Origin of the sequence: Streptomyces sp. NPDC012835, from assembly GCF_042900885.1 — a bacterium.
In the GTDB taxonomy this organism is placed as follows: Bacteria; Actinomycetota; Actinomycetes; order Streptomycetales; family Streptomycetaceae; genus Streptomyces.
The window spans coordinates 635,876-647,900 of sequence record NZ_JBIBBW010000004.1; the positions used below are offsets into that span (position 1 = coordinate 635,876).

Here is a 12,025-nt window from a genome sequence, read left to right on the forward strand (position 1 = left end):
CCGGCTGCTCCTGCTTGCCGCGCGGGGAATCCGAATCCAGGGCTCACCGTGCTTCTTCACGATGGCCACCCCACCCGTCGTGCCCTCCGCCAACGCCCGCTCGAAGCAGTCCAGTGAGGTGCGGAGCCGCTCTTGCGGGGCGCTGATGAACTCGCCGGAGTCCTGCGGCTGGCCCAGCGCGGAGTAAGGGACGTCCCGGTTGTCCTCGAAGTCGGCGGGCAGGTCATCCTCCGGGTCGCGCCACCGGTTCGCACCCACCACCCAGATCTCCCACCGGCGCCCCGCGTCCCGGAGTGCGACCGGCGCGCACAGTTCGTACGGGATGCGTGCGACCCGGCCCTTGTCGTGCCGCCCGCCACTGCTCGGGCACCACCCCCGTCAGCGGCAACGTCTCCGCCGGATCGAAGAACGCCCCCTCCTTCAACGGCTGCTCCAGATACCGCTTGAGCAGGTCGATCGCGTCCATCACCGGCCGGTGAGCGGTGTTGTTGCACTTCCATTCCAGCGCGGCCAGCAGCGGCGAGAGCATCCGCCGCCAGTGCGCCGAGTACGACGACCGCAGCACTGTACGGACCCGCGCCTCGTAGCGCGCCTCGTTCGCCGCAGCCTCCGCCGCCGGCGCCTTCAACGTCTTCTCCCCGCCGACCACGGGTAGATAATCCGCCGCACCGTGCCGGACGGCTCGGACAGTGCCGCCTCGGCGACCCGCAGCAGCATGCCCGCCTTGCCGCGGATCTTCTTCAGCTCGGCATTCAGCTTCTTGTCGACCTTCCGCTCCGCCTTCGTGTTGGTCTTCAGTACGAGCTGGATGAACAGGTCCACCAGTGAGTCGGTGATCTCCGTCTGCCGCACATGGCACAGCGCCGCCAGCAGCGTCAGGCGACGTGCGGGTGTCATCCGCTCCAGGTTCGCCGGGTACTCCTTCGACGCCCGTGCCTGGCACGCCTCCGCGAGCCTCTCCGACCCGTCCGCGAACAAGTCGGCGGGCAGCTCCAGCCACCGCACCCGCTGGAGCTCGTTCGCCTCCGCCAGCGGGCTCTCCAGCCCCGGCACCCCCGGATCGGTCTTCAACTCGGCGAAGCGCGACCGTCCACCAACCGCCACCGAGCCCGCACCGGCCGCGCCCTCGCCCGTCTCGCCCCCGCTCCCGACAACCAGGTCCTCCAGCCGGGAGCGCATCGCATGCGAGATCCACTCCAACCTGCTGCGGCAGAACTGGGCCTCGAAGTCCGTGACCGCCCGGCCCACCAGCCGCCGCACCTGCCCGGGCGCCGGCGGCTCGATGTGGTCGTTGCGGCACCGGGCCACCACGGCCGCCGCGAGCCGGTCACGGGACAGCTCCACCGGGCACAGCTCGGTGGCCAGCCACGCGGCCGGCCAGTCCTGGTCCTCCTCGGTGTTCGCCCGGACCCGTACGCCGCCCGGATCTCGCCCCGGTGCCTCTGGATCGCCTTGCTCTGCCAGTCGTAGTCCGCCCACGCCTCCGCAGGCACCTTGACCTGCTGGGCCACGTACTCCACCGCGGCGGTCGGCACCTCTTGGGCCGCGTCGGGGAACCGGGCCTCCACCTCGAAAAACTTGAGCAGCAGCGCGAACCCGAGCCGAGTCGCCCCGGACTTGTTCCGCACCCGCTTCATGTCGTCTTCCAGCAGCGTCCAGACCTCGATCAGGTCCTCCGGCTCCCAGTCCTGCCGCACCCGTACTTCTCGCCCCACGCCCGAGATCACTCGTTCAGCCCAACAAGGCGCCAGGCGAGAGGAAATGACGACCACAGCAGACACACAGCGCTACATGTCCTTCGCCGCAGCCATACCAGAACAGGGCCGCGGAAGTTTGTCTACGCGGTTCGCCCGGCGAATCATCGACTTCGGGGTCCGGCGCATCTGCATGCCTTAATGGGACGCGAGAACCACGTATCCTCGATAAAACCGACGCAGCTCATCTGTCCGGGGCGGCATCCGATAACATTTGCCAGTCCTGTTGGTGTGCGGCACGTCCAGTCGGTAATCCGAGCGGACGGACGGCCACCGGCGGACCTGTCAATAGAATATTCGCGCCTTGCGAATGACGCCAGCGGAGAGGCGGGGGCTCCTCGTCGATATCCTCCTTGTAAGAAGCAACGATCTTGAGTTCATCAGCAATCTTCGTCACGTACAGCAACCCACCATACGACTGGGCAGTGAGAACCCTGTCACCGCCAACATACCCGGCATAAAGAGCACCCCAATCCGGGTCCCTGTATTCGGCTACCAAAAACAGTGCACGGCGAGCAATTTTTACTCTAGCCGCCCGCTTGGCCAATTGCTCCGACGACATCCCCGCAGCCCTTCCAAACGACGGCGAAACCGGGACACCTGGAGCCGCATACCAAAACTCCATGCTCGCCTCGCGGAGTCGATTCACCACCTCATCCGACTCCGAGTACACAGCAACATTTCCAGAGTGCTCGACACACAGATACGAATAAACGAATTTCACGACCTCATCCATTTCATTCACTAGCTCGCACTCCGTTTCAGAAAAAGATGATCATCGGATTGAATATCGCGACTATCACGTTCCGGTGGAACATCCGAGACTGTAGAAGTAAGAGTAAAGTCGTAAATGACACCCATGACACGCCGCACTGGAGGAGTCAATAGAATTTTGGTAATCCTTGCCAGCTGAGCATCTGATTCCGGGTCGTTTTCTTTGTACCACTCCTGATTCTCAATGTTCCTCATGAAAGTATCTTTTAATAACTCTCCGAACGTTACCGTGACCGTGAGGTCCATCGAAACCTCACCTCGCGCCAGATTGTGCGCCTCAGCAAAGGCCAAAATCCCTGTTGCAATATCCGATTCCGCATCGCCCATCACCGTCTGGTTGTAATGGTCACTTGCAGTCACTAGGTTGAGTGCTTCCCGGTAGCCCGACCCGCCGAACATGTCGGCGATCACATGGGATCGGTTAAGCCTCTGATTGGGAACGAATCCGGGGGAATCCTGAGTCACTCCTCGCGGTTCACCAGGCTCTTTGAGTCGCAGGTTCAGCCCCTTGACTCTCATACTCAAACCGCTCTTCAGATCCTCAGTGATCGTGAAGGTTTTCCCTGCAGCTGTTCGCACGGTGGTGACTCTCATGTCAGAGTTGCTTCTCGACTCGTCAAGCTCTGTGAAGACGGGATAAAAATTGGTGTGCTCACGTTCCCCTGGAGAGGCAGGAAACGGGTCGTACTGTCCGTAAGCGTCCCGGCCAGGATGGAACCTCATCGATTTGACTATCTCGTGGACTTCCGGGGCGTCGCGAGTAACCTTCTTACCTTGTTTTTTCAGTTCTTTGAGAGCGGAATCCCCGAGCAGCTTCACCACCTTTCTCCGAATGCCACTTTTCACTCCGAATACATGACCGTAAAACGCCGCCGCGTTTACGTCGCGCCTGTTCCCCTCGAAGAACTGTTTCTTTACGTCTCGCGCCGTGTCGTCCTGCTGTAAATAATCTTCAGCCTTCGACTTCGTCTGATCCAGGACTTCGCTATTCCAGATCCGCGAAGATCCGATCTTCGGTTTTTGGATCTGGAATTCCCACCAGTGCTTGTGAACTTTCCCGATGAACTCTGGGCCGTATTTATCCAACTGCGCCTTTACGCTCCCGACATCGCTGTATTGACCGAGCGGATGATCGCTGGCTTTCATAGAAACAGCGAATCCAACTTCTCTTTTTTCTACGCCAAATCCTTTTATCCAAGAAAAAACTCTCTTCAGTGCGAGCAACTCCTCAGCCACCACACTCACTGGCGAGTTATTCTTTTCATTCCTAGAGATGACACCCTTCGCTCTCTTTATCGCCTCAGGCAACTCTCGATTCTTCTTCTGATCTTTTTTCTCATCGTTTTGATCACCAACACCCCTCTTGGATTTCGATTTAAGTTTTGACCAAATTCTTTTGCCAGCCTTGGCGATTTTGTCGACCAATTTGTCAATCGCTCGGTTCACCGGGCGCGAGACCTTTTGGAACGCCTGACGGACCCTGTTCGCCAGGCCGCCGATTCCCAGCAGCGAAGCCAGCAGGCCCAGGAGGAGGGGGATGCTCGCCGCCAGGGCCGTTTCTATGGTTTTGGGCACGCCTGCGGAGCCGCCGTTGGCTACCGCTATGACCGCGTCCAGGCAGGCGTTGACGAATTCGAAGATCTGCGCGCCCTGGGTCACGATGAAGGTGACCAGGTCGATGATTCCCTTGACCGCGCGGGCGAAGGCCGAGGCGGGGGTGAGGAGGGAGAGGATCCAGGTGATGCCGGCTATGAGGACCGTGGGGATCAGGTAGGACTTCAAGTCGTCCAGGATTTCTTTCTTCAGGTCGCCCGTCTCCTCCTTTATTTCGTTGACCGCTCCCGCCGGTCCCTCGCGTGCCAGCGCCCCCGCCACCGGAACGGACTGTTCGACCTGGGCCATCGCCTTGTCGGGGACGCCCTTGCGGGTGACGCGGGCGCGGATGTTGTCCCACGTCAGGCCCAGAAGAGAGGCGATCAGTTGAATGATGCCTTTGAGGTCGAATTTCGCGGGTATCGCCAGGCCGGCGCTGACCGCTGTGCCCAACAGCCAGGAGACCAGGCCCTTTTGGAGGTGGTCGGGGACGTTGGCGATGAAGAGGTTCAGGCCGGCGCCCAGGGCCGAGACCAGGTTCTTCAGGAAGCCGATCGGGTCCTTGATGATCTTCCCGATGGCGCTCGCCGCCTTGGCGAGGACACCCATGAGCATGTTCTTCAGCTCAAGGATGGTCTGGATCACGCCCACCACGGCGTCCATCACCGCCGCGATGATCCCCTTGTTCTCCTCCTCCAGCTTCTTGATTTCCTCATCGACCGAGTTGAGGGCCTCTGTGTATTTTTGAGCAAGGTCCTGTACTAGTTGGGTCGACTTGTCGTTGACCTCGGATTCGAGATCGTCGAACTTCCCGGCGAAGTCCGCCGCCGCTTCCTCGCCGAACTTCTTGAGGTCCGCCGGGAGTCTGTCGACCTCGGCCTTCAGCTCGTTCCGGCCGGTGGCGATGCGGGCCTTGGCCCGGCCCAATTCCGTACCGATCATGTCGGCGACGGCCGAGATCACCGTCTGCATCTGATCGACGTACAGCTCGCGGGACTTCTTGAAGATGTCGAGGCCCTCCTGCGGGAGGCCCTTGAATTTGTCCTTGACCCAGCGGCCCTTTCCCATGAGGCCCGAGTAGCGTTTGTCCTTGTACGCCTTCATCCGGCGCTTGTGATCGGCCGTGAAGTTGTCGCGAGCCCGCTTCTCGCCTTCCGTGAACTGCCGGTCGACCTTGCCGTCCAGGTCTTTGAGGATCTTCTCGACGTCCTTCTGCGTCGTGTCGAAGACCTTCTGCAGCTTGGCCGTGACCTGTTCGCGCTTCTTCTCGTCCGCCGACTTCGTCTCGCCCTTGCCCGAGTCGACGCTCTTGCCCGCCACGTTGCGGTCCGCCGTCATGGCGGCCATCGCCCGGGCGCCGGACGCGGCGGCGCCGGCCTTGGCGGCGGCGAGTTGTTCGGCTTCGGCGGCACGGCCCTTGCCGGGCGCCTCGGCGGTGTCCTGCTCGCCCTTCTTCTTCTCGGAGAGGGCTTTGTCGAAGGCCGGTTCGTTGCCTCGCGCGAGTTGGTCCTCGGTGACCTCGGCGTCGGCCATGTGCTGGTCGACCTGCTGATTGCCCTCGCGGAAGTCCAACACCGCGTCCGGCTGAGTGGCCGGAACGGCGGCCGCCGCGCTCGGGGCGCCCGGGTTGGCCGGGGGCTGGTCAGGGTTGAGCGGGGTGACTTCCTTGTCCGTGGCCTTCGAGGTGTCCGGAGCCGCGGTGGTGGCGGTTTCGATGGCGTCGGCGGAGGACTCCTTGCCGTCCTTGACCTTGCCGTCGACCGCGTTCTTGACGTTGTCCGCCTTGCCGGATCCGGCGAACTTGTCGGCCTCGTCGAGGTTCTTGGGCGCCTGCGCGGCGATCGCCTCGTTGACCGCGCCGACGAACTCCGCCTTGTTGAACTCGCCCGGCTTGGCGTCGTTCATCTTCTCCGCGTTCGCCGTCTTGCCCTGCGCCTCCTTGTCGTCCGGCGGGGCCACGGCCGCGTTCTGTGCCGCCCGCGACTCCGCCGCCGCCGGCTTGTGCTGCTTGAGCGTCTGCTTCTTCGCCGCCACGTCCTGCTGGACCTTCCGGAACCCCGGTGCCTGCGAGGGCGGCGGCTTGACCACGTCCGCGTACCGCTGCGCCACCAGCCGCGACACGGCCGCGTTTCCCGCGCGGCTCTGGAGGCGTTGTACGCTGCGTGCGCTCAGCCCCCGCGCAGCGGACGGGGCGGCAATGGTTCCCGGGGCCGCGGCCGCTCGTGCGGGCACGGCAGCTCGTGCGGGCTCGGTGGCCTGCGAGGTCTGCGATACAGGTGCCGTCTGCACGCTCGCCGTGCGCGAACCCGCCCCGGGCGCCGACGACCTGGCGGTGCCGGTGGTCTTCTCCGCAGCCGCCTTCACCCGCGCTCCCGGTCACAGGTCCCCGACATGCCTGCCAGGGTGTGGCGTCCCGGGCGCGGCGGGGCAGTGCCGCGGGGCGGGCCCCGGGGCAGCGTCCGTTGCCCTTTCGGGCTGTCCGGCCGCGCCTGTCTGTTCGGGCAGTCGGTTCGGTACGGCTGGGCGACCGTACGCCCGTTCCCGATGATCCATGCCCCGGCGAGAATCAGCCCCGGCTCAATGTTCCCGACCCCACGTCCCAGGTCCCGCGTCGCGCGTTCCCCCGGCCAAGGCGCCCTGTTCCCGGTCAAGGAGAGTTGCATGCCCTCGTATCTGTCCCCGGGCGTCTACGTCGAAGAAGTCCAGTCCGGATCGCGGCCGATCGAAGGAGTGGGAACCTCCGTCGCGGCCTTTGTCGGCTTCGCCCGGCGCGGGCCCTTCAACGAGCCGACTCTCATCGCGAACTGGGGCCAGTTCGTCAGTCAGTTCGGTGACTTCGTCGAGGGCACCTACCTCGCTTCTTCCGTCTACGGTTTCTTCGCCAACGGCGGTGGCACCTGCTATGTCATCCGCATCGGCGGAGGCGCGGGAGCCGGCGGTACGGGCGGGAGCGACGCGGAGGGCGACACGGCCGCGTCCGGGGCGCTGCCCGTCGGCGCCGACACACCGCTCGGGCCGTACCTCGTCCGGACGTTGCCCGGCGTGACCGGTGAGATCACCGTCGAGGTAGCGGAGCCGGAGGCGGAGGATCCGCCGCAGGACGTCTTCACCCTGCGGGTGTCCCGCGACGGCACGGTCGTGGAGACCTACCCGTCGGTGTCGACCAAGCGCAGCAAGGACAACGTCGTCGCCCAGGTCAAGGCCCAGTCGCAGCTGATCGAGGTCCAGGAGCCGGGGCGCGGCGCCGCGCCCGCCCGGCCCGAGGCGCAGACCGTCACGCTCGGCCCCGTCCCCGGCTCGGGCCCCGCGACCGGCGTGACCGGTCCGCTGTCGGCCGAGGAGTACGTGGGCGATCCCGACCAGCGCACCGGTCTCGGCGCGCTGGAGGCGATCGACGAGGTCACCATGGTCGCCGTACCGGATCTCATGAGCGCCTACGAGCGCGGTGGGCTGGATCTGGAGTCGGTGCTCGCGGTGCAGCAGGGGCTGATCAGCCACTGTGAGCTGATGGGCGACCGGATAGCGATCCTGGACCCGCCCCCCGGTCTCAGCCCGCAGCAGATCAGGGTGTGGCGGACGGACACGGCCGGGTTCGACTCGAAGTTCGCGACGCTCTACTACCCGTGGCTGAAGGTCTTCGACCCGGCGGCCGGCCGCAACGCCTTCGTGCCGCCGAGCGGTCATGTCGCCGGGGTGTGGGCCCGTAACGACGCCTCGCGAGGCGTGCACAAGGCGCCCGCGAACGAGGTCGTGCGGGGTGCGGTGTCCCTCCAGACCCAGCTCACCAAGAACGAGCACGACCTGCTCAACCCGATCGGCCTGAACTGCATTCGGGCTTTTCCCGGTCGCGGAATTCGCGTATGGGGAGCCCGCACGCTGACATCCGATCCCGCGTGGCGGTACCTGAATGTGCGGCGTCTCTTCAATTACCTGGAGGAGTCCATTCTCGCCGGGACCCAGTGGGTGGTGTTCGAGCCGAACGACGACGCGCTGTGGGCCCGTATCCGGCGTACGGTCTCGGCGTTCCTGGTCAACGAGTGGCGCCGGGGGGCACTGTTCGGGCTGACGCCGGACGAGGCGTTCTACGTCAAGTGCGACCGCGAGACGAACCCACCCGAGATCATCGACGCCGGGCAGGTCATCTGCGAGATCGGGGTGGCGCCGGTCAAGCCGGCCGAGTTCGTGGTGTTCCGGTTGTCCCAGCTCACCGCGGGGATGGGCGCGGTCGAGGAGTAGGGAAGAGTCCGGCGTCCGAGAAGAGTCCGGAGTCCGAGGAGAGTCCGGGGTCCGAGAAGAGTCCGGGGTCCGAGAAGAGATCCGTAAGCGTTACGCGCGTATTGGAGGCTGGTAGTGCCACTTCCCGATCTCGACAGTTCCGTCGGGCATTCCTTCGGCCTGGAATTCGACAGCGTCGTCATCAAGCAGATCACCGAGGTGAGTGGTCTGAAGATGGAGCAGGACGTCATCGAGCTGAAGCAGAACACCACCGACGGAAAGTACGCCATCAAGAAGCTGCCCGGACGCCCGAAAGCAGGCGAGGTCACGGTCAGCCGTGGTCTGACCGAGGACAACAGTTTCGAGCGCTGGATCAAGGACTCCCGGTTCGGCCGGATGGCCGACGCCCGGCGCAATGGCGCCATCATCGTGTACGACTACGAGGGCATCGCGATCAAGCGCTACAAGCTGATCAACGCCTGGCCGAAGTCACTGGAGATCGGCACGTTGAAGGCGGGCGACACCTCCGTGCTCACGGAGAAGCTGGCGATCACCTACGAGAGCATGGAAGTCGACTGATGCGGCGCACCCTGTCCTCCTCCCCTCCCTTGCCTCCCCCCTCGGACACGGCCTCCCCCGCGAGGCAGCCGGACCACGGTCGGGGGTCCTCACCCCGCGAGAGTCTGCGCACCGAGTTCGCCTTCGAGCTGCCGCGCGGGTACGTGGACGACGCCGGCACCGTGCACCGCTCCGGGGTGATGCGGCTGGCCACCGCCCGCGACGAGTTGATCCCGTTGCGGGACGACCGGGTACGGGAGAACTCCGCGTACCTGTCCGTCGTCCTGATCGCCCGCGTGGTGAGCAGGATCGGCACGGTCGAGGACATCCACCCGGGGGTCATCGAGGATCTGTTCGCCTCCGACCTGGCCTTTCTCCAGGACTTCTACCGGCGGATCAACTCCGAGGGGCACACCAGGGCCGCCGTCACCTGCCCGTCCTGCCAGGAGAACTTCGCCGTGGATCTGGCCGGGGGCGGCGGGGGTGGTCGCCCGGGGGAATCGTGACGTACGCGGCCGACCTGCTCTACGAGGAGGTCGCGTACCTCGCCTATCACTTCCACTGGCCGCTCGACCAGCTGCTCGACCTGGAGCACGCGGAACGGCTGCGGTACGCGGCGGAGATCGCCCGGCTCACCGGGGCATGAGGAGACACGATGAGGGGAGGGCGAGGGGCCCATGGGACTGCTGTCCTGGCTGCGTGGTGACCGTACGGGCGGGGATGCGTCCCGGAGCGCCACCCCGCCGAGCACGCCCCTGGCCGACGCCCCGTCCCCGGAGGCCGGGAAGGCGGGCGGAAGCCGGGACGCCTGGCGTGAACTACCGTCCGTGCAACGGGTGTTGAGCGCGCCGGACCTGGTCACGGACCCCGGCGGTTTCGAGGGTTCACTGAGCAGCCGGCAGGACACCACCCTGTCCACAGCTCCCCTCGGCCATCTGGTCGGCCCCGAGGCGCCCTCCGGTCTGGTACACGGTCTCGACACCAGTGTCACGGGTGGTACGGAACGGACCGGTACGGACCCGGGCCCCGATCCGGGTGACCGCGTCGTCGCCTCCTGGCCCGCCCCCGAGGGCCGTACGTCGCCGCAGGCGCAGCCGAGCGCCGTGCCCCTCCAGCGCGCCGAGTCCGCGTCGGCGCCGACGTTCCTCTCGGCCGCTGCCGCGCCGGTGGAGCTTCCGGTACGGCAGCTGATGAGCGAGCGCCCCATCGAGCCGTCCCTGACCGGAGCCGCCTCGGCCGAGCCTTCCCGCGACAGGGCCGGGGCCCAGACCGGGGCCGGACGATCGCCCTCCGCACCCGTAGGGGATGTCACGGGGCCGCCCCTCCAGCGGTCAGCGGCTGCGCGCCCGGCGTCCACGCCCCCTACGCGTCCTGCCACGCCGGGGCTCGGAGCACCGCTGGCAGAGCTGCCGCTCACGGCCCAGCGGCAGGTGGCGGCGCGGCTGCCCGGCCCCGTGGCGGAGACGGAGCCGGGGAGCGGCCCTGCGCCGTCCCCCTCGGACGCACCGGTCAACCCCCTGTTGGGCGACACGCCGACCCTCGCCCGGCATGGGGGGCCGGTGCAGCGCGTGCCCGAGGAGGCGCCGGAGCCCCGTGCGCCGCACCCGCGACGGCTCCCCGAGCACGGGCGGGGACACGAGCACGGGCACGACGGCTCGACGCCCTCTTTCGCCGCCCCCGTGCCCCTCCAACGTCTCGACGTCACGCACCCACTGGTCCCCCGGCCCCCACAGACCGCGTCCGGTCCGGTGGCGCCGCTCATCGCTCAACGGGCGGTCCCCCTCTTCGTCACCGGGCCGGACGCTCCCCTCGGCCTTCCCGACGCCCCGGGGGACTCGGGCGCCGGGGCCCCCGCCGTGCCGGTCCGCTGGGACGTGCCCGGTCCGGGGGCGGCCGTACAGCGCTCGTACAACGCAGCGTCGGCACGTTCCTCCCGTACCGCCTCTCCCGTGTCCCTCACCTCCTCCGTCTCGTCCGCCTCCCCCGTCTCCTCCGTCGCTCCCGCCTCCGGGTCGCCCGGGGCCGCCGCCAACCCGCCGCTCCAGCGCCGGACGTACGGCGGCCCGCCGCCCCCGCGATCGGTCGTCCCGCAGGCCCAGCGGTCAGTGACCGGCGGGAGCCCCAGCGCGGGGCCGTCCGGCGCCGGCCCGTCCGCTCCGCGCCCGACCGGTACGGGGTCGCCCTTCCGTGACGCCGGTTCCGTCGCCGTCGCCGCGGGCGTGGCCCAGCGGATGGCCGACGGCAGTGTGGTCTTCGGCGGCGCCCCGAGCGCCCTCAACACCCCCAGCGCCCCCAGCGCCCCCAGCGCCCCCAGCGCCCCGACGCACCGAACAGCGCAGCGCGCCACCGGGTTCAGCGAACCGCCGACGCCCGACCCCGTCCCCGAGGCCCATCCCGAACCGGTTCCCCTCCCGGAACCGGCCCCGGACCCCGACCCCGGAGCCGAGCCCGACGCGGGCGCCGAGTTCCCTGGGGCGGCCTCGGCCGGCGCCGGCCAGGGCCCACCACCGGCCGCCCCGCCCGGCACGCCCCCGGTCACCGATGAACTCGTACGCGCCCTCTATCCGCCCCTCAGCCGCCTCCTCAAGGCCGATCTGCGGCTCGAACGCGAACGCGCCGGATTCCTCATCAACACGAGGCACTGAACCGCCAGGCACCGAGCGGCGGAACCACGAGCGAGAGGTACCCCATGGCACCGACCGACCACGACGATCCCGCCGTCAGCGTCTCCTTCGTCGTCACCGTCGACGACATCGAACTCGGCTCGTTCAACACCTGCGACGGTCTCGGCTGCGAAGTGGTCCTCGAAGCGCGTGAGGAGGGCGGCAACAACGGCCACGTCTGGCAGTTGCCCACCCGGCTCAAGTACTCGAACGTGAAGCTCTCGCGGCCTCTGACCCGGGAGACGGAGAAGGTCGCCCAGTGGTTCGCGAGCATGACGACCGGTTTCAGCCGGAAGACCGCCCGTATCGAGGCGCGTACCGGCGACGGCCGCAAGGTCGCGCAGTGGGCGCTGCTGGAGGTGGTGCCGGTGCGCTGGACGGGGCCCTCGTTCACCCCCGAGTCGCCCAAGGTCGCGGTCGAGACCATCGAGATCGCCCATCACGGCTATGTGATGGAGGGCTGAGCCG

At 66.9% G+C, this 12,025-nt stretch carries 11 protein-coding genes; 6 read left to right on the top strand and 5 right to left on the bottom strand.

What is annotated here, in order from left to right; genetic code table 11:
• Positions 1–223 precede the first annotated feature (223 nt).
• The 5 genes from ACFY6S_RS20940 to ACFY6S_RS20960 all read right to left on the bottom strand — a co-directional run bounded on the left by ACFY6S_RS20940 (position 224) and on the right by ACFY6S_RS20960 (position 6,485).
• The gene (locus tag ACFY6S_RS20940; RefSeq protein ID WP_388829998.1) at positions 224–649 is read right to left on the bottom strand and encodes a hypothetical protein; all 426 of its coding nucleotides are present in this window, start codon (positions 647–649) and stop codon (positions 224–226) included.
• Positions 625–1,071 (bottom strand): hypothetical protein, encoded by a 447-nt coding sequence (locus tag ACFY6S_RS20945; RefSeq protein WP_388829995.1) that lies wholly within the window; start codon positions 1,069–1,071, stop codon positions 625–627. Before ACFY6S_RS20945 ends, ACFY6S_RS20940 begins: the two co-directional genes overlap by 25 nt.
• Complete coding sequence (locus ACFY6S_RS20950) at positions 1,068–1,781, bottom strand: DUF4158 domain-containing protein (RefSeq protein WP_389462585.1); 714 nt, start codon at positions 1,779–1,781, stop codon at positions 1,068–1,070. Before ACFY6S_RS20950 ends, ACFY6S_RS20945 begins: the two co-directional genes overlap by 4 nt.
• A 157-nt stretch (positions 1,782–1,938) precedes the next feature.
• Positions 1,939–2,499, bottom strand: coding sequence for a hypothetical protein (locus ACFY6S_RS20955; RefSeq protein ID WP_388829989.1), 561 nt, complete (start codon positions 2,497–2,499; stop codon positions 1,939–1,941).
• Entirely contained in the window at positions 2,499–6,485 is a 3,987-nt protein-coding gene (locus tag ACFY6S_RS20960) for a hypothetical protein (protein ID WP_388829986.1), read from the bottom strand. Before ACFY6S_RS20960 ends, ACFY6S_RS20955 begins: the two co-directional genes overlap by 1 nt.
• 297 nt (positions 6,486–6,782) lie before the next feature.
• Between ACFY6S_RS20960 and ACFY6S_RS20965 the strand changes: the two genes are divergently transcribed.
• The 6 genes from ACFY6S_RS20965 to ACFY6S_RS20990 all read left to right on the top strand — a co-directional run bounded on the left by ACFY6S_RS20965 (position 6,783) and on the right by ACFY6S_RS20990 (position 12,021).
• A complete protein-coding gene (locus ACFY6S_RS20965; RefSeq protein WP_389462586.1) occupies positions 6,783–8,357 on the top strand; it encodes a phage tail sheath family protein in 1,575 nt (524 codons plus the stop codon).
• Between the two features lie 114 nt (positions 8,358–8,471).
• On the top strand, positions 8,472–8,915 hold the full coding sequence (locus tag ACFY6S_RS20970) for a phage tail protein (RefSeq protein ID WP_388829980.1): 444 nt from the start codon (positions 8,472–8,474) through the stop codon (positions 8,913–8,915).
• Positions 8,915–9,400 carry a hypothetical protein gene (locus tag ACFY6S_RS20975; protein ID WP_388829977.1) on the top strand — a complete coding sequence of 162 codons (486 nt, stop codon included), beginning with the start codon at positions 8,915–8,917 and terminating at the stop codon, positions 9,398–9,400. The genes ACFY6S_RS20970 and ACFY6S_RS20975 overlap by 1 nt, the downstream gene beginning before the upstream one ends.
• Complete coding sequence (locus ACFY6S_RS20980; protein WP_388829974.1) at positions 9,397–9,540, top strand: DUF6760 family protein; 144 nt, start codon at positions 9,397–9,399, stop codon at positions 9,538–9,540. The genes ACFY6S_RS20975 and ACFY6S_RS20980 overlap by 4 nt, the downstream gene beginning before the upstream one ends.
• A gap of 31 nt (positions 9,541–9,571) precedes the next feature.
• On the top strand, positions 9,572–11,539 hold the full coding sequence (locus ACFY6S_RS20985) for a hypothetical protein (RefSeq protein ID WP_388829971.1): 1,968 nt from the start codon (positions 9,572–9,574) through the stop codon (positions 11,537–11,539).
• A 44-nt stretch (positions 11,540–11,583) separates the two neighbouring features.
• A complete protein-coding gene (locus ACFY6S_RS20990; protein WP_388829968.1) occupies positions 11,584–12,021 on the top strand; it encodes a phage tail protein in 438 nt (145 codons plus the stop codon).
• Positions 12,022–12,025 lie beyond the last annotated feature (4 nt).

Excerpts from the sequence above, each read along its gene's own strand:
- ACFY6S_RS20985 (WP_388829971.1), top strand. The coding sequence starts at position 9,572 with ATGGGACTGCTGTCCTGGCTGCGTGGTGACCGTACGGGCGGGGATGCG.
- ACFY6S_RS20990 (WP_388829968.1), top strand. The coding sequence starts at position 11,584 with ATGGCACCGACCGACCACGACGATCCCGCCGTCAGCGTCTCCTTCGTC.
- ACFY6S_RS20965 (WP_389462586.1), top strand. The coding sequence starts at position 6,783 with ATGCCCTCGTATCTGTCCCCGGGCGTCTACGTCGAAGAAGTCCAGTCC.
- ACFY6S_RS20975 (WP_388829977.1), top strand. The coding sequence starts at position 8,915 with ATGCGGCGCACCCTGTCCTCCTCCCCTCCCTTGCCTCCCCCCTCGGAC.